The 21767-nt window shown below is 57.7% G+C and carries 22 protein-coding genes and 4 tRNA genes; 9 read left to right on the top strand and 17 right to left on the bottom strand.

Translation table 11 applies throughout. The annotated features are described in order from the left end of the window. Nucleotides 1-115 precede the first annotated feature (115 nt). The 7 genes from tig to GSF27_RS03015 form a co-directional block, all read right to left on the bottom strand. On the bottom strand, nucleotides 116-1432 hold the full coding sequence (gene tig, locus GSF27_RS03045) for a trigger factor (protein ID WP_160965579.1): 1317 nt from the start codon (nucleotides 1430-1432) through the stop codon (nucleotides 116-118). 99 nt (nucleotides 1433-1531) lie between these two features. Beyond that, nucleotides 1532-1616: transfer RNA gene (locus GSF27_RS03040), tRNA-Leu, on the bottom strand. A 154-nt stretch (nucleotides 1617-1770) separates the two neighbouring features. Then, nucleotides 1771-2778 carry a TraB/GumN family protein gene (locus GSF27_RS03035; RefSeq protein ID WP_160965577.1) on the bottom strand — a complete coding sequence of 336 codons (1008 nt, stop codon included), beginning with the start codon at nucleotides 2776-2778 and terminating at the stop codon, nucleotides 1771-1773. A gap of 159 nt (nucleotides 2779-2937) precedes the next feature. Beyond that, nucleotides 2938-4116: an acetyl-CoA C-acyltransferase FadA gene (fadA, locus tag GSF27_RS03030; protein ID WP_160965575.1), complete on the bottom strand. Its 1179-nt coding sequence runs from the start codon at nucleotides 4114-4116 to the stop codon at nucleotides 2938-2940. A 29-nt stretch (nucleotides 4117-4145) separates the two neighbouring features. Further along, nucleotides 4146-6299, bottom strand: coding sequence for a fatty acid oxidation complex subunit alpha FadB (gene fadB / locus GSF27_RS03025; RefSeq protein ID WP_160965573.1), 2154 nt, complete (start codon nucleotides 6297-6299; stop codon nucleotides 4146-4148). A 110-nt stretch (nucleotides 6300-6409) separates the two neighbouring features. Beyond that, entirely contained in the window at nucleotides 6410-6955 is a 546-nt protein-coding gene (locus GSF27_RS03020) for a helix-turn-helix domain-containing protein (RefSeq protein ID WP_160965571.1), read from the bottom strand. A 166-nt stretch (nucleotides 6956-7121) separates the two neighbouring features. After that, nucleotides 7122-9017 carry a beta-ketoacyl synthase gene (locus tag GSF27_RS03015; protein WP_160965569.1) on the bottom strand — a complete coding sequence of 632 codons (1896 nt, stop codon included), beginning with the start codon at nucleotides 9015-9017 and terminating at the stop codon, nucleotides 7122-7124. 190 nt (nucleotides 9018-9207) lie between these two features. On the opposite strand from GSF27_RS03015, the gene GSF27_RS03010 reads away from it, so the two are divergent. Continuing rightward, the gene (locus tag GSF27_RS03010; RefSeq protein ID WP_160965567.1) at nucleotides 9208-10209 is read left to right on the top strand and encodes a GlxA family transcriptional regulator; all 1002 of its coding nucleotides are present in this window, start codon (nucleotides 9208-9210) and stop codon (nucleotides 10207-10209) included. Here GSF27_RS03010 and GSF27_RS03005 read toward each other — a convergent pair. Continuing rightward, nucleotides 10206-10889: a class I SAM-dependent methyltransferase gene (locus GSF27_RS03005; RefSeq protein ID WP_160965565.1), complete on the bottom strand. Its 684-nt coding sequence runs from the start codon at nucleotides 10887-10889 to the stop codon at nucleotides 10206-10208. The genes GSF27_RS03010 and GSF27_RS03005 overlap by 4 nt on opposite strands. Before the next feature lie 32 nt (nucleotides 10890-10921). Then, on the bottom strand, nucleotides 10922-11404 hold the full coding sequence (locus GSF27_RS03000) for an Hsp20 family protein (RefSeq protein ID WP_160965563.1): 483 nt from the start codon (nucleotides 11402-11404) through the stop codon (nucleotides 10922-10924). Between the two features lie 98 nt (nucleotides 11405-11502). Here GSF27_RS03000 and thpR point away from each other — a divergent pair, with 98 nt between their 5' ends. Then, nucleotides 11503-12114 (top strand): RNA 2',3'-cyclic phosphodiesterase, encoded by a 612-nt coding sequence (thpR, locus tag GSF27_RS02995; protein ID WP_160965561.1) that lies wholly within the window; start codon nucleotides 11503-11505, stop codon nucleotides 12112-12114. Between the two features lie 7 nt (nucleotides 12115-12121). Here thpR and GSF27_RS02990 read toward each other — a convergent pair whose 3' ends face one another. Together GSF27_RS02990 and GSF27_RS02985 are read right to left on the bottom strand one after the other, a co-directional pair. Beyond that, entirely contained in the window at nucleotides 12122-13066 is a 945-nt protein-coding gene (locus tag GSF27_RS02990) for a TIGR01777 family oxidoreductase (RefSeq protein ID WP_160965559.1), read from the bottom strand. A 51-nt stretch (nucleotides 13067-13117) separates the two neighbouring features. Further along, the gene (locus tag GSF27_RS02985) at nucleotides 13118-14125 is read right to left on the bottom strand and encodes a hypothetical protein (RefSeq protein ID WP_160965557.1); all 1008 of its coding nucleotides are present in this window, start codon (nucleotides 14123-14125) and stop codon (nucleotides 13118-13120) included. A 142-nt stretch (nucleotides 14126-14267) separates the two neighbouring features. Here GSF27_RS02985 and GSF27_RS02980 point away from each other — a divergent pair, with 142 nt between their 5' ends. Then, complete coding sequence (locus GSF27_RS02980) at nucleotides 14268-14780, top strand: universal stress protein (RefSeq protein WP_160965555.1); 513 nt, start codon at nucleotides 14268-14270, stop codon at nucleotides 14778-14780. Nucleotides 14781-14904: 124 nt separating this feature from the next. After that, nucleotides 14905-15309: an HPF/RaiA family ribosome-associated protein gene (locus GSF27_RS02975; RefSeq protein WP_370462551.1), complete on the top strand. Its 405-nt coding sequence runs from the start codon at nucleotides 14905-14907 to the stop codon at nucleotides 15307-15309. A 76-nt stretch (nucleotides 15310-15385) separates the two neighbouring features. Here the strand turns inward: GSF27_RS02975 and GSF27_RS02970 are convergent, their stop codons facing one another. From GSF27_RS02970 to GSF27_RS02955, 4 genes are all read right to left on the bottom strand, one after another. Further along, nucleotides 15386-15628, bottom strand: a complete 243-nt coding sequence (locus tag GSF27_RS02970; protein ID WP_160965553.1) for a DUF4404 family protein — start codon at nucleotides 15626-15628, stop codon at nucleotides 15386-15388. Nucleotides 15629-15836: 208 nt separating this feature from the next. Further along, nucleotides 15837-15912 (bottom strand) — tRNA-His (locus tag GSF27_RS02965). A gap of 32 nt (nucleotides 15913-15944) precedes the next feature. Next, nucleotides 15945-16021, bottom strand: a tRNA-Arg gene (locus tag GSF27_RS02960). A gap of 69 nt (nucleotides 16022-16090) precedes the next feature. Then, a tRNA-Pro gene (locus tag GSF27_RS02955) sits at nucleotides 16091-16167 on the bottom strand. Between the two features lie 248 nt (nucleotides 16168-16415). Here GSF27_RS02955 and folD point away from each other — a divergent pair. The 4 genes from folD to GSF27_RS02935 all read left to right on the top strand — a co-directional run bounded on the left by folD (nucleotide 16416) and on the right by GSF27_RS02935 (nucleotide 19890). Next, nucleotides 16416-17261 (top strand): bifunctional methylenetetrahydrofolate dehydrogenase/methenyltetrahydrofolate cyclohydrolase FolD, encoded by an 846-nt coding sequence (gene folD / locus GSF27_RS02950; RefSeq protein WP_160965551.1) that lies wholly within the window; start codon nucleotides 16416-16418, stop codon nucleotides 17259-17261. A gap of 63 nt (nucleotides 17262-17324) precedes the next feature. Continuing rightward, the gene (gene truC, locus GSF27_RS02945; protein ID WP_160965549.1) at nucleotides 17325-18113 is read left to right on the top strand and encodes a tRNA pseudouridine(65) synthase TruC; all 789 of its coding nucleotides are present in this window, start codon (nucleotides 17325-17327) and stop codon (nucleotides 18111-18113) included. Next, nucleotides 18100-18798: a 16S rRNA pseudouridine(516) synthase RsuA gene (gene rsuA / locus GSF27_RS02940; protein WP_160965547.1), complete on the top strand. Its 699-nt coding sequence runs from the start codon at nucleotides 18100-18102 to the stop codon at nucleotides 18796-18798. Before truC ends, rsuA begins: the two co-directional genes overlap by 14 nt. 24 nt (nucleotides 18799-18822) lie before the next feature. Then, complete coding sequence (locus GSF27_RS02935; protein ID WP_160965545.1) at nucleotides 18823-19890, top strand: methyltransferase; 1068 nt, start codon at nucleotides 18823-18825, stop codon at nucleotides 19888-19890. A gap of 60 nt (nucleotides 19891-19950) precedes the next feature. On the opposite strand, the gene GSF27_RS02930 is transcribed toward GSF27_RS02935, so the two are convergent. Continuing rightward, nucleotides 19951-20703 (bottom strand): spermidine synthase, encoded by a 753-nt coding sequence (locus tag GSF27_RS02930; RefSeq protein WP_160965543.1) that lies wholly within the window; start codon nucleotides 20701-20703, stop codon nucleotides 19951-19953. A 9-nt stretch (nucleotides 20704-20712) separates the two neighbouring features. Beyond that, entirely contained in the window at nucleotides 20713-21288 is a 576-nt protein-coding gene (locus tag GSF27_RS02925; protein ID WP_160965541.1) for a DNA-J related domain-containing protein, read from the bottom strand. A gap of 190 nt (nucleotides 21289-21478) precedes the next feature. On the opposite strand from GSF27_RS02925, the gene GSF27_RS02920 reads away from it, so the two are divergent. Continuing rightward, nucleotides 21479-21760: a pyrimidine/purine nucleoside phosphorylase gene (locus GSF27_RS02920; protein ID WP_160965539.1), complete on the top strand. Its 282-nt coding sequence runs from the start codon at nucleotides 21479-21481 to the stop codon at nucleotides 21758-21760. Nucleotides 21761-21767: the final 7 nt, after the last annotated feature.

Here is a 21767-nt window from a genome sequence, read left to right as displayed (position 1 = left end):
CTTAAACCTTGCGGAAAAGATAATCCACTAATGTGTGTGGAATTGGGGGGAGATTGCCGCGAAATGAGTTTTTCGCGGCAATCTTTGAGCAGATTGTAATCAACTCAGCCGAGATTTACTCAGCGTTTTGGGCAGGTTTTACCGCCTCTTCGTAGGAGCTTTGCTCTTCCGAAACTTTAGCGGTTGCCAGGATATGATCAACCACCTGGTCTTCCAGAACCACGGACTCAACGCCACTCAGCAGCTGCTGGTTGGAGAAGTAGTAGTTCACCACTTCTTCAGGATCCTGATAGGCGGCAGCCATTTCTTCCACCATGCTACGAACACGATCGCCGTCCACTTTGATCTCGGCGGACTTGACCAGCTCGCCAACCAGCAGACCCAGGGCCACACGACGCTCGGCCTGCTCGCGGAACATCTCGTCGGGCAGCAGAGCCTTCAGGTCCAGCTGCGGCTGGGGGCCACCGAACTGCTGCATCATCTGGTTACGCAGGGCTTCAACTTCGCCCTCAACCAGAGCTTTTGGCAGCTCTACTTCGTTGGCTTCGATAAGCTTGTCCATGACCTGGTTCTTGAGCTTGCTCTTGGCAGCATTCTTCAGCTCACGCTCCATGTTCTTGCGAACTTCGTCGCGGAACGCCTGCAGGTCGTCGCCTTCAACGCCATACTTGGAGAAGAAGTCTGCGTTCAGTTCAGGCAGCTCCTGTGCGGAAACGGAATTCACCTTAACGGCGAACTCTACAGCTGCACCCTTGAGCTCTTCGGCGTGGTAGTCCTCAGGGAAGGACAAGGCCAGAACCTTCTCTTCACCGGCGCTCATACCAACGATACCGTCTTCAAAGCCCGGAATCATGCTGCCGGAACCCAGCACCAGTTTGTGGCCTTCGCCTTTGCCACCGGCAAACTCTTCACCGTCTTTGGTGCCGGTAAAGTCGATATCCACCTGGTCGCCATCGGCTGCAGCGCGCTCAGCCACCTGCCACTCTGCCTGCTGCTTGCGCAGTACGTCGATCATCTTGTCGATATCGGCATCTTCAACGGTGGCAACCAACTTGGTGATTTCAAAGCCGCTGGTGTCAGCGAGAGTCACTTCGGGGTAGACCTCGAAAGTAGCAACAAACTCGAAATCCTTGCCTTCGGCCATCTCTTTCGGCTCGATGGAAGGCTGACCTGCCGGCTTAACAGACTCCTTCTGCACGGCTTCATAGAAAGAGCGGTTGATAACTTCGCCCAGCACTTCCTGGCGAACACCAGCGCCAAAACGCTGCTTAACCACTTTCATCGGGACCTTGCCCTTGCGGAAACCATTGAGGCGGACAGTCTTAGCGGCTTGCTGCAGGCGCTTGTTAACTTCAGTATCTACTTGCTCGGCTGGGATGCCTACGGTCATACGGCGTTCCAGACCGGTGGTTGTCTCGATTGAAACCTGCATGGTGTTCCTCGTGAAAATCAGGATAAGCCTGAGTCGGTGTCTGTTCGATTTATAGTGCCCGTCCCGCGGAACAAGCACCTCAAAAACCTTTAACTATTGTGGTGCGGACGGAGAGACTTGAACTCTCACATCTTGCGATACCAGAACCTAAACCTGGCGCGTCTACCAATTCCGCCACGTCCGCGTTACCCAATAAAGCTCACAACGTCTCTCATGAAGTGTCTGCAACACTTTGATTTTCATGCAAATATTGGATGAAAAATGACATTGGCTCTATCAAGGGCAGCAGATTTTGCCACACTCGCCTGCAGCATTCAACCGAGGCCCGGCCAGCAAGGCTATTGCAGGCGTTGAACGGTATAGCCCAGAGCCCGGAAACGCGCTACCAGGCCGTCGTCTCCAACAACATGACCTGCGCCCACCACAACGAACAGGCGCTCTCCCCGACGGAGCTCCGCAAGCAGCCGTTCCTGCATCAGGTCGTTGCGACGAACGAACACCCTATCGTACAAGGGCGTCGTGTCGGTGCCGAACGCCTCGGCAACCAGGCCTTCCAGGGCCTGTTGATCGCCCTTGCGCCAGGCTTTGATCAGTTGATCCAGCGTCCTGGGAGCCAGCTCACTGTCCTCCAGACTCTGCAGCAGAAACTCCACCTGGGCGCGGTGTGATAACCCATCAAACATCGCCATCTGCTGGCGGAAGCTCTCCAGCTCCAGAATCTGTTTTGGCGCTTCGGGGTGGCGCGCCAGTGTCAGGAAATGGCGATCGATGCCATAGCCTTCGCTGAAGCCGGCACGTCGTACCTGGGCCGCTGTCAGCTGCACCGCGACCAGCCAGGGTTTGAGGCGTTGCATGGTCTCGGCCGGTAGTCCGGAAGCGTTAAGTAATGCCTGCAGCTTGTGCCAATCGCTCTCCGGCAGATAATCCTTAAGCAGCTGCCCGGTCGGCAAGCGGCCATAATTGGTGAGTACCAGCGATACTTCAGCCGGATCCAGCCTCTGCGGGTCCAGCTCAACTGCCAGAACCTCACTGTCCTTGAATGCCTGGTTGACGTAAGACGGGAGCGGATAGAGCCCCGGATTGCCAAAATGGATGGAACCCAATAAATAAAGACGGCCCTGCCCATCCCGGGAGTCCACCTGCCAGAGTGCGGGTGTGGATGGTGCCATTTCAGCTGACGCCGGCAGGATCGGGCTGCACAACACCAACAGCAGCGCGTACCACAATCGCACCAGCAGACGGACACAGCTTTCCAGCTCAGGGTGCACCTGGGGTAATGGCCACAACCCGGTTCCGGAACAGGCACGAGCAGCGTCGGAGTCTTTAAAGGACAGTGTGTGGTGCACAGAAATCTCCGCATTCCGGCCGCTGGGCCGCGCTGAAGGGGGCGCGATAATAACAGACACGAGGTTGGCCACAAAGTGAGCGGACAAAATGAAAAAGGCGGAGCCCCAATTGGGACTCCGCCTTCGTCTCAGGCTAACGGGAATTTTTGACCCGCTTCGTCAGGCGATCCGCTCTACCACGGTAGTAATGCCCTGCCCCAGACCAATACACATGGTGGAGATGCCAACCGTCAGGTCGCGGTCCTCCATGACATTCAGCAGAGAGCCGCTGATGCGCACACCGGAACAACCAAAAGGGTGACCCAGCGCGATGGCGCCACCGTGCACGTTCACCTTTTGCTCCATGTCGTCAAGGATACCCAGGTCCTTGAGGACCGGAATAGCCTGTGCCGCAAACGCCTCATTGAGCTCCATGTAATCGACATCGCTGATACCCATGCCCAGCTGCTTCAGTGCCTTCTGGGTGGACGGGACCGGCCCATAACCCATGATGGAGGGGTCTACACCCGCCAGCGTCATGGCCGTGATTTTGGCAATGGGGCTCAGGCCAAGCTCCTGCGCCTTTTGCGCTGACATGATCACCATCGCAGAGGCACCATCGGTCACCTGCGACGAAGAGCCCGCAGTTACCAGCCCTCCTTTGGGGTTAAAGGCAGGTGGTAATTTGGCCAGCGCCTCCACCGTGGTCTCGGGACGAATGGTTTCGTCGTCCGTCACCATGAAAGGCACGCCGTTTTCGTCATGCCCCATGACCGGGATAATCTCGCGGGCAAATTTACCTTCCGCCCGGGCCTTGGCTGCGAGCCGGTGGGAACGGGCAGAAAACTCATCCATCGCCTCCCGGGTAACGCCGTGCAACAGTGCCACCATCTCTGCGGTCAGGCCCATACTGCCCGCCGCCTTGGCGACCGACAGTCCCATCAACGGATTGGGATCTATGCCTTCCATCATGCTGATGTGGCCCATGTGCTCCACGCCACCCACCAGATAAACATCGCCCAACCCGGCCATAACGCTGGCAGCTGCCGTATGCATGGCAGACATGGAAGACCCGCACAGGCGGTTAACCGTCTGTGCCGGCACGGTGTGTGGCAAGCCGGCCAGCAAGCCAATCATGCGTGCAATGTTCATCGCCTGCTCTTCCCGCTGCATAACACAGCCCCAGATCAGGTCATCGATGGAAGCCGGGTCCAGCTGCGGGTGTCGCGCCAGCAAGCCCTTGATAACCTGGGCGCTGAGATCGTCAGCACGCACATTGCGGAAACAGCCGTTGCGGGAGCGCCCCATGGCACTGCGCGCGAAATCTACAATCACTGCATCTCTTGGATTCAAACTCACTTTGTCGTCTCCTGTAATACTGTCCGCGGTCAGGCGTAATAGCTGTCACCAGCGGCGGCCATGGCGCGCTGGTTGTCAGTGGCTTCGTAAAGCTTGCCAAGACCCTGATATTGGTCACTCAGCGCGACAAATTCAGACATGCCCAAGCTATCCAGCCAACGGAATACCCCGCCGCGGAAGGGAGGAAAACCGAGCCCGTAAATCAGGGCCATGTCGGCTTCGGCTGCACTGCCAACAATCCCCTCTTCCAGGCAACGTGCCAGTTCGGTGGCCATGGGTATCATCATGCGCATGATGATCTCCTCGTCGGTAAATTCGCGAGTTTCCCCACACACCGGCGCAATCAGGTCATAAGCCTCCTGGGTTGCCACTTTCCGGGGTTTGCCCTTCTTGTCGGTTTCATAGGAATAAAAACCGTGGCCGTTTTTCTGGCCATAGCGATTGTTTTCAAACATGACGTCTGCAGCAGTCTTATAGCTCTTGGCCATACGGTCAGGGAAACCCTCTGCCATCACCTCTTCGGCGTGACAACCGGTATCGATACCAACCACATCCAGCAGGTAGGCAGGCCCCATTGGCCAGCCCCACTTCTCCATGACTTTGTCGACTTTTTCGAAATCCGCACCGTCCCTGACCAGCCCGGCAAAGCCGGCAAAATACGGGAACAGGACCCGGTTCACGAGAAAGCCCGGGCAGTCTTTGACCACAATGGCTTTCTTGCCCATGGCGTTGGCGTAGGCGACAGTGCGCGCCACCGCTTCATCTGAGGTCTTCTCCCCGCGAATTACCTCTACCAGAGGCATGGCATGGACGGGGTTGAAGAAGTGCATCCCACAGAAATTTTCCGGGCGACTCAGCGCCTGGGCCAGATAGCTGATGGAAATAGATGACGTGTTGGAGGCAATAACGGTGTCGGAAGAGACCCGGGTTTCCACATCCGCCAGCACAGCGTGCTTGACCTTGGGATTCTCTACCACGGCCTCGACCACAATATCGATATCGCCAAAGCCGTCATAGCTCAGGGTGGGATGGATGCGACTCAGGATCTCGCCCATTTTGGCTGGTGTTAAACGGCCACGGGAAACCCGCTTGCTGAGCAGCTTGCTGGCTTCAGCCATACCCAGATCCAGGCCCGCCTGGGCAATATCCTTCATCTTCGCTGGCACATTTTTCAATGCTGACTGGTAAGCGATTCCGCCCCCCATAATGCCGGCGCCCAGTACCGCAGCAGAAGTGACAGGTTTGCTGGCTTTCTTTTCCCAATCCCGGGCCTTTTTGCCCAGCAGCTGGTCGCTGAGGAACAGGCCCACCAGGGACTTGGCCACCTCCGTGCTGGCGACCTTGATAAAGCCCGCCTTCTCCACCTCAAGTGCCTCATCCCTGCCGAGCTTGGCAGCCTTCTCCATCGACTTCACTGCAACCACCGGGGCGGGATAGTTGGGGCCTGCCTGGGCACCGACGAAGGCTGCGGAGGTAAAGAAAGTCATCAGGGATTCGATGTCGTTCAGCTGCAGTGGCGCCTTCTTCTGCTCGCGGCGGGCCTCGTAATCCAGGGACCCGTTGATACACTGTGACAGGACATTCAGGGCTGCTTCACGCAGTGCGTCGTCGGCCACAACACCATCAACCACCCTGGCCTTGAGGGCTGCGTCGGCGCGCTGCTCGGCACCGGCGGCGATCCACTCTACCGCCGTTTCGCAGCCCGCCAGACGGGGCAGACGCACTGTTCCGCCCCACCCGGGAATCAGGCCCAGCTTGGTTTCCGGCATACCGATTTTTGCAGACGCCGCCATCACCCGGTAATCACAGGCCAGGCAGAACTCCAGCCCGCCCCCCAGGGCGAAACCATTAATGGCCACTACCACCGGCGCTTTAAGGTCCTCAATACGGTTGAAGTTGATGTTGTTCTTTGCCAGATGGTCACCGGCATTCTCGGGCCCGGTCTTGAACAGGGGCACAAACTCGGTGATGTCCGCACCGACCACGAACACGGGTTTGGCGCTGGTTACGAGCACACCGCGCAGATCCGCGGTGGACTCCAGCAGGGTGATGGCCTGCTCTAATTCGGCAACCGTCTGTGTATCGAACTTGTTAACCGACTCTGCCTGGTTGTCGAAACACAGCTCGACAACACCCGGCTCCTCAAGGGCAGTGAGCCTGACCGACTTGCCTTCAAACATCATAAACGACCTCTTCTGCTGGCAGTGGGTGAAAGATGTAATTAAACACTAGTTTGAATTCGGAAGTACACCCCAATTTGACAGTCAATTGCCGCCGGACTGGCTGGCATGGGCTAGCCCACCACTTTTGGCAGGCAGGCTACAACCCACTCGGTGTCATTCTGTTCCGGCTCCAGCCTGAAAGGTGCTATCCCGTTGAGGGAGAGGCTGCTGCCTGCACGCAGGTGATGCTCGGACCCGGTAGAGCGGTACATGGCCTCGCCCCGCAACAGCAACACCAGGGTTTGCCCCCGGGATAACAGGTTTAGTGGCGGATCTGCCGGGCTGCGGCAATAGGTGCGCAAGTAGAGCTCATGGCCGCCCCCCTCTTTCGCCGGATGGTAATGTACGGCGTGATTTCGTGTGGCACTGTCCGCATCGGTATGTGCCACCCGCGCATGACAATTCTGGATATCAATGGCGAAAAAATCCGGCAGACTCAGAGGAAAGCCTTTCAGGACTTTCTCCAGCGATTGAATGGAGGGGCTGACTGTCCCTTGCTCGATGACCGAGATGGCACTGTTGGGCACACCGGCGCGCTTGCCCAGCTCCCTCTGCGACCACCCGTAAAACTCCCTGATGACCCTGAGGCGCGTTCCGAGCCCGGCGGATTCTGACATGCTGTCCCCTGCAATGTGACACGCTATCCTGCAAATGCAAAAAGCCCCGAGGTCTCACCGGCACCTTGCCTGACCTGCGGGGCTTTGCGCCCCGACCTGGAGCATTTTGTCTCACAATGGTCGGGGGAATTCAACCGTACAGCCCGGTGGGCTGCCGGCCTTTACGTCAGACCATGTCCTGGTAACGGGTGTCCTTGGGATACTCGATAGCGTGATCCCAGCCCGGAACGGACAACGTGGCATCGGTAATACCCAGTTGGGAATCATCCATCAGTTTCTCACCGAAGCTGTAAATCACATCAAACTGACCATGCAGTGCGCGCTGCTCATAGGCTTCAGCCCTCGCTTCCACAGCCTGGCTGCGCGCTGCGTGTTGCGCCATGGCCTCATCGCCATAGCGCTTCTGCATCATGCGCTTGGCCACCTCCGGTGACAGCACGACGCCTGTGGCGTTATTGCCGCCAAAGCCCTTGCTGTTAATGAAGGCCACATCAAGGCCCTGCTTGCGAATATCCTGGACAGAAATATCCAGGCGCTCGGCATAGACGTCATCGGCAACCTTGTCGATGGTCTTGATACCGGGAATCAGGCCATAGTGGAAGGAACCCAGCGCTGACACGACCTGGTCACCACTGGCAGGACCGATGGAGTGACCAACGTAGGCTTTCACCGCCGCAACCGGCCAGTGCTCAATGCCGAAGGCTTCTGCCACACGGTGGAAGAGCTCGGATTCGGTCTGGCGGTTTGCCGGGGTGCTTGAGCCGTGAGCGTGAATAAAGCTGCGCTCACGAATGCCGTCGTCACCGACCAGCTGACGGGCTGCTGCGACCGCCTTGGACAGGGTAATAAAGTTACCGGGACCAGGTGCGGAAATGGACTTTTTGAAACCGTCCGCGTTGACGAACACATCAGAGACTGCACCGTGGATCTGGGCTCCCAGCTCCAGCGCCAGGGCATCGTCCATCAGCACTACAAACTGGCAGGATTCGCCAATGGTGAAACCGCAGTTCTCGCCAAATGGGCGACTGGAACGACGCAGGTCCGGGTTGTCGGTACCTTCCAGCTTCTTCAGGCCCTCAAAGGTACCCAAGGCGCTCATGGCGGCAAAGCCGTCGATGATTTCCGGGGTAATTGGTGCCTCGCTGCTACCCACAATAGCAACCCGGGCCTTGCCGGCCTGAATCGACTCTACGCCCTGCTTGAGGTTGTAGAGGAACGTAGCGCAGGCACCGGTGGCAGCACCGGTGGTACCGACGTTGCCGAGCACATAAGCATTGATAAAGTCAGCGGGCATAGTGTTCAGGCCCAGAGGCAGTTGCTTCGCGGTAACGCGAGTGCCTTTGAGACGCGACTGCAGCATGCCGCCAAAACCGTATTCATCTGCCTGGGTCATAACACTGCCGGCGTGAACCGCAATCTCGTCCGGCTTGACCGCCGCCACAACCTCTTCCCAGGTAATGCCCATGGAGTGCAGTGCGTCGCTGACACCAATGATGGTCATTTGCAGTCCGCGAGGATGGAATCGGGAGTTGTAGAGCAGCGCGGGATCAAAACCACTGGGCAGCTGGCCTGCGGACTTGACCGGCATATCGCGCATGGAGTCAACCTTGACCTCGACGTTGTCGGCGAGGGTGATGGAGACATGAGTATCGGAATAATCTTCCACATGCCATGTGGCCGGCACTACCTCGGGCAGCTGCCGGCGGGACAGGAGGAAGCGGGTCTTGCCGTCGTCGGTAGCCAGGGTCAGGGACTGTTGCCAGGGGGTGGCGTCCACATCAAAGTAGCTGGGCTCAATCCGGCGGATCAGGGTCGCATCCAGGATCTGCTTGCCGAAACGGCTCTCGATATCCTTGAGTGACAGGCTGTCGCCCTCAGTGGAGATGAATCCGCTGTTGTCGCCCTTGATGATCCCGGTCATGACACCCAGTCCGGCGAGGGTTTCCAGCCTGGACTGCTCATCGAGACTCTCAATCACCATGCGACGAAAACCGTGATGGAACGAGCTGCGGCCAGCGGCATTGTAGCCACCAAAACCGACAATAATCGGGAGTCGAGCCATACTACTTTTCCTTTGTGTAACTCAAATGGGTGTTTAAAAGGCATTTTAAGTGGAGCCAACCCCCTTGGTTATCGGTATAGTGGACATAAATGTTGGTATTTGAGCCATCTGGCGGGTGAAGCTACGGCCACTCCCCCCTTCAGCGCCTATACCTTGGGTTGAATCTGTATCTGCGTGGAGAAGCGGTTTCATGAAGCGAAGGCTGGCAGCGACTTTTATTGTGGTGGAAGAGATGTTGGCAACCAGTATTACCCTCCCCATTGAGATGATGAATGCCGCGGCCAGTGCGGCCCGGGCGAGGACCCACCAGAAAGCCCGCCTCAATATCGCCTCGGCCGGGGTGACCCGGGACCCGGTCAGCACCCGCTCGGGGTTCTCCCTGACCCCGGACCTCTGCCTGGACGACATTCGCAGTACGGAAATGGTCATCCTGCCCTCGCTCTGGCGCAATCCCCGCCCTATCGTGCGCCGCAACCGAAAACTGGTGGAGTGGCTTCGACAACAGAATGAGCGCGGGACTATCCTGATTGCCGTAGGCACAGGAGCCTGCTTCCTCGCCGAGGCCGGAATCCTCAACGGCAAGGCTGCCACTACCCACTGGCACTACTTCGACCAGTTTGCCCACGACTACCCGGAAGTGCAGCTGAAGCGCCAGTACTTCATTACCCAATCCGGCAATATCTACTGCGCCGGCAGCGTCAACGCGGTGGCGGACCTGACAGTTCACTTCATCCACCGCACCTACGGCAAGGAGGTGGCCAGTCACGTACAGCGCAACTTCTCCCATGAGATCCGTCGCCAATACGAGAGCACCAGTTATTACGACGACAAGCATCGCTACCACCCGGACGAGGATATTGTGCAGGCACAGATCTGGCTGCAGGACAATTGCCAGAAAGAGATCTTGCTGAAAAGTGTGGCAGAGAAATTTGATATGAGCGTACGTACCTTTAACCGACGCTTTAAAAACGCCACCGGTAAAACGCCGCTGCAATACCTGCAGGAGATCCGCATCGACATGGCGAAAGACCTTTTGCAGACCAGCAACCTGTCAGTCAGCGAGATTGCCTACAAGGTTGGTTACCAGGACATGGGGCACTTCTCCAGCCTGTTCAAGAAATTGCTGTCCACCACACCCAGCGATTACCGCACCACGGTCAGGGCGAAATTATTTACCGCCGACACTCATTAAGCCGGCTTGCGCAGCATCACCACATCGTCAGCAACCGCCTCGGCAACGGTTCCCCATTTGGTGGCCAGGAATTCGAAGGTTTTCCAGTGGAAAAACGTAATGTGGGTGGGATCGTTTTTGTAGTGCCAGCGTTTGAAGGCATCCAGGTCCTGCACCCGCTTGGTCATGATCAGCAGCCAGCCTGCCGGGCGCAGGTGTTGCCACAATAACTCCAGGGTGGCGAGCGGATCTGCCAGGTGCTCTGCCACTTCTGTCAACGTAATAAAATCGTAATTGCGTAGCCACACCGTCTCATCTGCGCAGTAAAACTTGTCGTACAGCGATACCGTGTGACCAGCATCTTCAAGCAGCCTGTTTAGCGCAGGACCAGGCCCACAGCCAAAATCAAGGCCGCTGGACGGCACTCTAAGTCTCTCAATAAGCGGGGTTGCTGCCCGCCCCAGGAACGTCAGGTAGCCCGTATCATCGGGATTGTTTTCGTGCTTGTCGTATTCCGCTTTTTCATCCGCAGCCGCAAGATAGAATTGCGCCGGAACCTGCACACAACCGCAGTGGCTGCAGTGCCAGTAGTGGCGTTTCCGATCCTGCCACCAGGGTTGGCATGGGTAATTACAAATACAACATTGCAGCAAGACGACATCCTTTTTCTGCGCCGGGCACAAGCGACAAAACCCCGGCATCTCTGCCGGGGTCTACGTATAAGGGACGGTTATCAGGCGACGTGTGTCTGCAGTGTCGCGTCCGCTGCGGCCTGTTCTTCCTGTGCCGGACTGGAACTACCGATGGGGATCCGACGCGGCTTCATTGCCTCTGGAATTTCACGCACCAATTCAACATGCAGCAAGCCGTTTTCCATGCTCGCGCGATGTACGCGCACATGATCTGCAAGCTGGAAGCGGCGTTCGAAATTACGCGCGGCAATGCCCTGGTGAAGGAACTTTCGACCGTTACTGTCATCCTGTTTGTTACCGGTGATCACCAGCAGATTCTCTTCCGCCTGAATTTCCAGCTCTTCCTGGGTAAAGCCGGCCAGTGCCATAGTGATGCGGTATTCATTCTCATCGATCAGCTCGATGTTATAGGGAGGATAGCCACCCTGGGTCTGCTCGCTGCGACTGAGCCCATCAAGAATGGATGCCATTCGATCGAAGCCAATGGCTGTGCGGAACAGTGGGGAAAAATCTGTATTTCTCATCGTCATACCCTTATCGTTAAGCAATATGTCTGTGTGTGGTCCGTCGTTCGACCGAACCTCTTTTACAACCCCTCTCATGAGCAGGCTGCAGAGGATATATGGATCCACTGGAAAAGATTTCAACCCCCTCCTCCGATCCTTTTCGCGGGTTTATTGCCGTAGAGGTTGAAGCGGAATACGGGCTCTTGCTGGAATCAGCGCTGCGCAGCACCTTGTCAGACTGCCTGAGGCCGCAGTGGCGAGAAATCCCCCGGCACAACTATCACCTGACCCTTGTATTCCTTGGCAACTTGCCTCCGGGCCTGCTGCATAACCTGGCAACCGCAATGCTCTCGTGCCGTGATCATCATGAATTCTCACTGCAGCCACAGAGAATAGATTTCCTCAATCGTCGACGAGGAGATTTGATAGTGGCACTGTTTGGTCGGGAACAACTAAATAGACTGGAGGATTTACAGCGGCAGCTGGTCGCGAGCCTTGACCCGGCAACCTATCAGCCGACGGGCAAGCCTTTCCGGCCACACATTACCCTCGCCAGACGTAAAAGATCCGCCAGGCAAAAGATCGCCGACGAATTGTCCCGACAATTGCCAGCCGGACTGCGACTGCCTCCACTACCGGTTCGTAGTGTGGCCCTGTTTGAGAGCCAGCTGACCCCGGACGGAAGTATCTATCACCCCTTACTCAGGGTTCCCCTGACACACGCCTGAACGCCCGTCAGAGCGAGCGCAAAGCATCCGTCACTTGAGGAAAGTCGAACTCAAATCCCGCTTGCTGCAACACCTCCGGGACCACTCTCTGCCCACCGAGCAACAGCTCCGTACCCATTTGCCCCCACAGCAGCCGCACAGCCAAACCAGGCAGAGGCATAAACGCCGGCCGCCGCCAGGCTTTGCCCAGAGCCCTGGCGAACTCAAGATTGGTCACCGCTGCCGGGGCCACCAGATTCACACAGCCCGGCAAATGTTCAGCCTGCAACAGGAAGAGGATAGCGCGACACAGGTCCTGCCGGTGAATCCAGCTCAGCCACTGGGTTCCACTGCCTATTGGCCCTCCCATACCCAGGAGAAATGGCAACCTGAGGCGGGCAATCATACCCCCGTCAGAGGCCAGCACAGGGCCGATTCGCAACAGGCATACCTCACTGCCCCCGGTTACTGCTGCCAGCGCAGACTGTTCCCAGGCGGCACATAACCGGGCACCAAACTCCTCCTCATGCCCATGGGGAAGCACTCCGGGGAGCAGCATATGCTCTGCTTGGGGGATGCTGTCCTTGCGGCAGCCGTAAACCCCCACGGCGGATCCGGAAAGCAGGCGCGTAATGGACTGGTTACGGTCACGGTAAGCCCGCAGCAGAGAATCCGTAACCCCGACCCGGCTATCCGTCAGCTGGTGCTTGCGCGCACCGGTCCAGCGCCTGTCAGCGATTCCCTCCCCAGCCAAATTGATGACCGAAGCAGGAAGCTGCTCAGGCAGATGCTCAAAGTCAGAGAAGTAGAAGAGTTCCCTGTGGCCGGCGGACCTGGGCGGATGACGGGTCAGGACCCAGCACTGGTAGCCTGTCGCCAGCAGCAGAGGCAGGAGCTCACGGCCAATAAAGCCGGTCACCCCGGTAAGGAGTATTGATTGATCCCCGGGAACAGGGAAAGAGGAAGAAGTCATGGGGCCCTCTCGTCAGGGCCCCAAGCTGCCCGTAGGCAGTGCGGAACCCGTTTAAATCAGATCCAGCAGTGATTTTTTGAACATGATCAGGCGCGGGCGGGAGGCGCGCTTGGAGTCAAAAATGAATACGTAGGTTTCGCCGTCATGAGCCGCCGGAACGATACGGGAAAACTTGAAGTTGTTGATGCGAAACTCCTGTGGTCCCTTGCTGACCACAGCTTCGGCCCAGTACTGGTCCCTGCCGCGATGCTCAAAATCAGTTGTTTTCACCTTGTCGCCCTGCAGGTTCAGGAAGCGATACAGTGGTCGCGCGTTGCTACCGAGGCTCAGTTGCTTGAAGCGCTCCATCTCGGTGCTGATATAGCCCAACGCCTGGCGGTCCAGGTCGGACAAGGCTTCGATAGCTGCCGCCTTGCGCTCTTCGGGTGTTGCTGCCGCAGCAACTGCCGGGGCCGGAGCCGCTTTCGCGACTTTCTCGGGCGCTGCCTTGGGAGCGTCTGCCGCGCGTCGCTTGGCCGCTTCCAGGCGTGCCGCCTCCGCTTTGGCCAACAGGCGCTTCTGCTCGGCATCCTGACGAGATTCGGCTTCGCGGACCACCGCTTCCTGAGTCTTGATACGCTTCTGCAGATCAGCCAGTTCAGTTTTCAGCGCCTGTTGGGAACCGTCCAATTCTGCCAGCCGCTCTTCCGCGAAGGTCAGTCGCTTGGCGCGGTTGCGTACGCCCCGCTCGGCCATGGCCAGCGCGTGCTCAGCGAGACGCACCGCACGTTCGTTATCCTGGGATTCGTCACCGGCATAGGCGATACGGGCCTCTACCTCGGCTTTCTTGGCGGCGTCGAATTCGGCCTCAGCCTCCTTCAGCTCTTTACGCGCCTGATCGAGCTTGGTCTCATAACCGTAGGCTTCGTTTTCGTACTCTTCCAGTTGGGACTGCTTCAGCTCCTGGGCCTGGTAGTACTGATCCAACTTGTCCTGTTCGGGCCCCGGCGCCTCGGCGGCGAAAGTATTGGACACACTGGCGGAAGCCAGTAGCAGTGCCACTAAGATTTTGAATTTCATGATAGTCTGGGAGTCTTGGGTTGCTGCGTAATATGACTGCTTGAATATTGCTTTTATAACTAAGCAGCTAATTTAATATTTGTGGTTTGAATAATAGGCGCCAACTCTACCGATCAGCTCTGTTGATTACAAGTGGCCGGGCATGGCCAAACGTCATAATTGGGATGCATTCGGTCAAATTTTGCCCAGCCGATACCACCATGCAGGAGGCTTATCCATGGCGCTGTACCGCAAAGTTTTGTGTGCTGTTGACCTGACTGAAAAGTGCCACCTATTAGTGCAACGTGCCATCGCCCTGTCAGCAGATCCTGCAGCCATCGCGGTGGTCCACGTAGCCGAGCACCCTATCAGCGGCTATGGTGAGCAACCCGGCGAATACCATGTGGTAACGGAAACACAGATCCGCCAGCAACTCTTTCCGCGACTGAAACAACTGCTTGACCAGCAGGGTCTGAAGCCTGACCAGGCACGCATAGAGTTTGGCGACCCGGTGCAGGATCTGTTGCAGGTACAGCAGTCTGGTAATTACGACCTGATCGTTGTGGGTGGACACCCGCACGGCAAATGGCGCGCCCTGTTCGGCACCACCCGGGACAACCTGTTGCACGAAGTTCAATGCGACCTGTTGGCAGTTTGCCTCGAAGGAGAGCAGTAGAGAGCCACCGCGCCCACCGCCTTAACAACCGTTAATTGATCCGGAACACACAAACCCGTTTTGAGTAACAAAGCTGTAAAAAAGACTTGAATTCGTCAGCGCGTGGCGCAATAGTGAAGTTCAGGTGGCCACCTGTTTTCGTAAACGGATCCTTAGCAAGGCGAAGGAGAAATCTATGCGCTCACCTAATGCAATTGTTTACCGCGACATCGACGCCTCTCAGGCGCTCAACCACACCATTCATCGCAAACTCGATAAGCTCAACCGCTTTTGCGATCAGATCAACAGCAGCCGTGTTGTTCTCGGCACCCCTCACCAGCACAGTAATAAAGGCAAGCTCTTCAGGGCGCAGATCGAGCTTGGTATCAAGGGGCAACCGGTCATTCTGCATCAGGACAATGCATCACTGCATATCGCTGTCAGGGACCTGTTTAAAGCTGCAGAAAGAAAGCTGAAAGAGGTATCAGGCAAGCGGGCCGATCATGGCCACGAAAAACCACAGCTGGACTTGGGTGAAGATCTTCACTGATCGCTTAATCTGACCATCCGAATCAGCCGACCTCCTCCCCGGGCAAGGAACGGGGAGGAGCACATTCAAACTCCCCTTAAACCCCCATATTCTTGAGAGTTTCCATCACTTCTTTGATGGTCTTGGCCAGAGTCGGGTGAGATACCTCGAACTCCACAGCCTTTTCCGCCAGCTCATCCTTCACATTTTCATCCGGATGCCCACCAGCGATGCGGGTAGCAATATCACCAAACAGATCCCTTTCGTGATCTCCCAGTGCCTCGCGCATAACCTGCTTCAATTTGGCGAGGGCCTGATGCAATTCCTGCTCTGTCGTCATGGGTTGACTCCATCAACTGCGTAACTGAACCGCAAAAACTCAACGGGATGGCTACAACAGGTTGTTGCAGCCCAGTTCAAGTATATGCGCTTCAGGTCGTGCGTCTACAGCGGCGAACAGGGGCATAGCTGAAGACCGCGCAGGAATAATCAGAAACGGCTTGGCCGGCGTGAAGCCGGTGAAGAATAGCAATCGAAGGGGGAGAAAATGGGGTGGACGATGGGACTTGAACCCACGACGACTGGAATCACAATCCAGGGCTCTACCAACTGAGCTACGCCCACCATTGAACGGTGTGTCCGGCCCGCGCCGAAAATGGCGCGCCCGGCAGGATTCGAACCTGCGGCCATCCGCTTAGAAGGCGGATGCTCTATCCAACTGAGCTACGGGCGCTTTTGGATTGCCTTGCGGCAACTGCTGAGCCCTAGACTCATGCCTTCCCAGGCTCGAACTGAGAAATAGTGGTCGGAGTGGAGGGATTCGAACCCCCGACCCTCTGGTCCCAAACCAGATGCGCTACCAAGCTGCGCTACACTCCGACTTGTTCCGCAAGTGCTGTCGCCCTTGAGGAGGTGCGCATATTACCCATGGCCCCTTTTTCCGTCAACGGCTTTTGTGAAAAAAATTTTCAATCTGGCCAGTTACTTAAAGGCCGATTTGCAGAACCCGCCAAAGCCGGGGCCAACAGCAGATCCACAAGCTGCGCAGTTGGCCCCCCGAGCAGCTTGTGGGACAATAGCGCGCTTTCATACTACCCCCCTAATAACGGTTCAAACAGGTACCCTGAATGACTGCACTGGTTCTGGACGGCAAAGCGCTGGCCCAAAAAACGGAACAAGAACTGACTGCCCGTGTGGCTGAGCTGAAAGCCAAGAGCGGCGGCCAGACCCCGATCCTGGCCACGATCCTGGTGGGCGGCGACCCGGCTTCCGCAACCTACGTCAAGATGAAGGGCAATGCCTGCACCCGAATCGGTATGGACTCCCTCAAGGTCGAGATGCCGGAAGAGACCACCACTGACGAACTGCTGGCCAAAATTGAAGAATTGAACGCCAATCCCAACGTCCACGGCATCCTCCTGCAGCACCCGGTTCCCGAGCAGATCGACGAGCGCGCCTGTTTTGATGCCATCGCCCTGGAAAAGGACGTAGACGGCGTTACCTGCCTCGGCTTTGGCCGCATGAGCATGGGTGAAGAGGCCTATGGCTGTGCGACGCCCAAGGGCATCATGCGCCTGCTGGAAGCCTATAACATCGATATCGCTGGCAAACATGCCGTCGTCGTCGGTCGCTCCCCTATTCTCGGTAAACCCATGGCCATGATGCTGCTGGGCGCCAACGCCACCGTCACCATCTGTCACTCCCGCACGCAAAACCTGGCAGACCACATTCGCCAGGCGGATATTGTGGTTGGCGCCGTGGGTAAACCGGAATTCATCAAGGCGGAGTGGATCAAGGATGGCGCTGTAGTAGTCGATGCCGGCTATCACCCGGGCGGTGTGGGCGACATTGAACTCGAGCCCCTGAAAGAGCGCGTCGCCGCCTATACCCCTGTTCCCGGCGGTGTGGGTCCCATGACCATCAACACCCTGATCTATCAATCTGTTGATTCCGGTGAACGCAAGATCGGCTGATCCGATTCCAGGGGGCAGATATGCCCCCTGCTCCTTACCCTCCCCACCGCGGTTTACGCCACCATGCAAGCCCTGCCTGTAATCTATCAGGACGACACACTGATAGCCGTCAACAAGCCTTCAGGCCTGCTGGTGCACCGCAGTATGATCGACCGCCACGAAACCCGCTTTGCGCTGCAGATGGTACGGGACCAGTGTGGTCGCCACGTTTACCCGGTACACCGGCTGGACAAGCCCACCTCCGGGGTACTGCTTTTTACGTTCAGTCCCGAAAGTGCCCGGGCCCTTAGCGAGCAGTTCGCCGCCCACAGCGTGCAAAAACATTACCTGGCGGTGGTCAGGGGTTTTCCGCCGGAGGCAGGCCTGATCGATCACCCATTGCGGGAAGAGCCGGACAAGATCGCCGACCGTAAGGCACAGGCAGATAAGCCGGCAAAGGAGGCACAGACCCGCTACCGCACCCTCGCCCACTGCGAACTGCCGGTCAGCATTGAAGGCTACCCCCAGAGTCGCTATGCGCTGGTGGAGTGCCTGCCCCTCAGCGGCCGCAAGCACCAGATACGTCGCCACCTGAAACACATCAATCACCCGATCATCGGTGATGCCAAACATGGCCGCGGGCGCCACAACCGCTATTTTCGCGATCACCTGGATGCCCCCCGCCTGTTGCTGCATGCCGCCCGGCTTTGCCTGCAGCACCCCCTGACCGGTGCCCCGCTGCAGCTCGATGCGCCACTGGATGCCACCATGCAGCGCCTGCTGGATCGTTTTGGCTGGCTGCCGACGCTGCCCGAAGCCTGGCTCGGAAACCACACCACCCACCCAACAGGAGACCAGCATGCGCCTGGATAAATACATCAGTCAGGTCACCGACCTCTCCCGCAAAGAGGTGAAACGCCTGTTGCGCAGCGGTCTGGTGAGCGTGGACGACGAGGTCACCAAGGATGCCGCACTGCAGGTTGCCGAAGACAGCGTGGTGACCCTGGAAGGCGAACCCCTGCAGGCCCCCGGACCACGTTACTTTATGCTGCACAAGCCCAAAGGCTATGTCTGTGTCACCCAGGACCGGGAACACCCCACGGTACTGGAGCTGCTGGATGAGCCCAACAAGGACAAGCTGCAGATCGCCGGCCGCCTGGATATCGACACCACCGGGCTGGTGCTGATTACCGATGACGGCCAGTGGAACCACGCCGTCACCAGCCCCCGCCGTGACTGCAACAAAACCTACCATGTGACCCTGGCCGAAGACATCACACCGGACACCGCCACGCGCTTCGCCGAAGGTGTGATGCTGGAAGGCGAATTCAAGCCCACCCAGCCCGCCACCCTGCAACAGCTGTACACCAACGAATGCCTACTCACCATCAGTGAAGGCAAGTACCATCAGGTAAAGCGCATGTTTGCCGCTGTTGGCAACCGCGTGGAGGAGTTGCATCGGCTGCAGGTGGGTGACATCGTACTGGAAGAAGAGCTGGCCGAAGGTGACTATCGCCCGCTGTCTGAGACCGAAATCGCCAGCGTCGGCGCCCACTGACTTTTCGCAACAGCAAGCCATCACATGACCGACAACAGCCTGTCCCTGATCGCCCCGGCCCTGCGCAATGCGCAGGCCAAAACCCTCTGGGTTGCGGATGAAAATGTAACCGCCGACGTATCAGCAGTTGCCCCCCACAACCAGCTGCTGCTGGTCACCAACCGTTTTGACCTGCAACAGTCAGCCAACAATCGCGGACTGGAATGCAGCTTCAGCGATTTTGACTTCAGCAACTTTGCTGATGGGACACTGGATCAGGTGGTGTACCGGGTTTCCAAAGAGAGGCCTGTCGTACATCACGTTATAAACCAGGCCTGGCGGCTGCTGAAACACGGCGGCAAGCTGTGGCTGGCAGGTGAAAAGAACGAGGGTATCAAAGGCTACGTCGAAAAAGCCGGCAAACTGTTTGGCGATCGCCAGGCCGCGCGTAAATCCGGCAACTGTTACAGTGCCGAACTGGTCAAACACAGCGACTGGCTACCGGAGCAACAGCTGGATGACAAGGATTACCGCCGCCTGCGAGCCGTGCTGGAACTCGATGGTGCGACACCGGTTACCGTGCTGTCGAAACCCGGCGTCTACGGCTGGAACAAGGAAGATCAGGGCAGTCGCCTGCTGATGGATACCGCTGAGACACTCTATGAAAAGAGTGGTTTTCCGGTAAGCCTGGTGGATCTTGGCTGTGGCTATGGCTACCTGACCCTGCGCACCCGCCACTGGCCCATCACGAGTCGCGCCGCCACCGACAACAATGCTGCGGCGATACAATGTGCGGAAGCCAATTTCCGTAACGCCGGTCTTGAGGTTGCACTCAGTGCGGATGACTGCGGCCAGCAGATCAGCTCACGCTTTGAAGTTGTGCTCTGCAATCCACCCTTTCACCAGGGGTTTGACACCAGCAGTGAGCTGACCAGGACCTTCCTGCGTCAAACTGCATGTCTGCTGGATCGCACCCAACAGAGTGCTCACGCGTTGCTGGTGGTGAACCAGTTTATTGCACTGGAAACTCTGGCCCTGGACTATTTCCGCAAGGCAGAGATTCTGGCCAATGATCGTCAATTCAAGGTGGTGCGACTCAGCCAGCCGCTCTGAGCGGGTCGTCACACTGACAACCCTGTCCGCCACGTTCCGGCATCCCGCCCACCAACCGTTCTACCATAGCGGGTGAGAAACGTAGTTAAGCGGACAACTGCGACGACTGCGATCCAGCGACGGGTGCTGCGCCGCCATACGCTGCTGCCACTCGTCGTCACAGCAGTATTCCCGGCTCAGGACCAACATCCGGTTTTCGAAGGCTGCGGTGCTCAGCACCCGAGCCTGCGACCACCGCAACAGCTGCGACGGGTCCCGGCACCAGTGACTCCGACGCAGTGCCAGGGTGCTGTCGAAATTGGAAACCAGGGCGCCCTGCGGACTGACAAGCCGGTCCAGAGACTCGGCCCAGCCCTGGTCGGCGGCAATGGCTCGCTGCGGCTGGCCATTACACTCGCCGAACAGGTCATCCACCACCAGATCAAAGGCCGGCCCCCGGTAATGACGTAACCACTGCAGGGCGTCCGCCTGCAACAGGGTGACATTAGCCTGGGTTACGCCAAAAAAGCGTTTCGCCACATGCAGATGTACCGGATTCAGCTCCACACCCACAATCAGGTCGGGCTGCAGGAAGTCGTTCAACTGCCGGATCACTGCCCCACCGCCCACGCCCAGAACCAGCACCCGCCCGGGACGCCCGTTCCTGGCCAGAAATGCAGGCACCAGCAACATGTCCCAGACAGAGCCAGCCACCGGTTGTACAGGGTTGTATTGGCTATGGAAAACACCGTTACTGTAGAGCCGTAAGGCATTACCCGCCCTGCGCACCTCATAGCGGGTGCCGGCTTCGTTCTTGTGCCAGAGAATTGTCATAGGTCCAGGTCAGTTGCGCGGATGCCGCAGGGTCTCCATGGCACGATTGAGCGCCACCATATCATCGACACTGCCACCTCGATCCGGATGACACTCCATTACCCGCTGGCGGTAGCGCTGACGAATTTCACCATCACTCACCGGGTCCTGTAAGCCCAGAACCTGGAGAGCGCTCTCGCGACCCGGTGGACGTACAAATCGCCGCCAGAACTCCTGCAACATTTCGCCGATGGAGCGCCGGTCGGCGCGCTGGAAGTTGGACCAATCCAGGTAGTACTGAGCGAGCCTTTCGTCAGCGGTGTCACCAGCAAGTATCCCCTCTCCGCTGCCGGTGCTCTGCAGACGAATTTCCAGGGGCGTGATCAGCAGCGACCACTGCTGTTCGTTCCAGAGCATGGTGCGCAGCTGGTAGAGGGCATTCATGGTAAGGAAGTGGGCATGGAACAGTGCCATCGAATCGCGGCCGTAGGCGGGGTCCAGCAGGCCTTGCTGAACCATCCCCAGCAGCAGTTCATGTTCGGTCCACTGTCGTTGGGGGTTTTGGAGCAACAGTTGCTGTAACGGCTCCAGAAACGGGTTGTGCATACTGTCTGGCCTGTGTTCAACGAAGGCGGCTGAATGTCGCCCCAGACTACACGTAAGCCCCCGGATTGCAACCGACGGACAGCGCCGGCGGCATTGCTGAGCCGCCCCGCCGTCCTTATAATCGCCGCCTCACTTATGCCGGGGGCCGCCAGCTGCGGACAACCGGCCTTTATTTGCAGGTACCCAAACCATGTTCAAAACCAACGAATACTTTGATGGCAAGGTAAAATCCATTGCATTCCAGACCGAAACCCTGCCCGCCACCATCGGTGTTATGGCCCAGGGGGACTATGAGTTTGGTACCTCCCAGAAAGAGTATATGACCGTCACCTCCGGCCAGCTGCGCGTGCTGCTGCCTGGCGCTGCTGATTGGCAGACCTTCTCCCAGGGCGAAACCTTCGAAGTGGAAGCCAACCAGAGCTTCAAGGTCACGGCCGTGGTTGAGAGCGCCTACCTCTGCCTGTACGAGTAACAGGGAT

The organism is Pseudomaricurvus sp. HS19 (assembly GCF_009857815.1).
Taxonomy (GTDB): Bacteria; Pseudomonadota; Gammaproteobacteria; order Pseudomonadales; family Cellvibrionaceae; genus Pseudomaricurvus.
The sequence above is the reverse complement of the archived record's forward strand: the minus strand, read 5'-3'. Positions and strand labels throughout refer to the sequence as shown.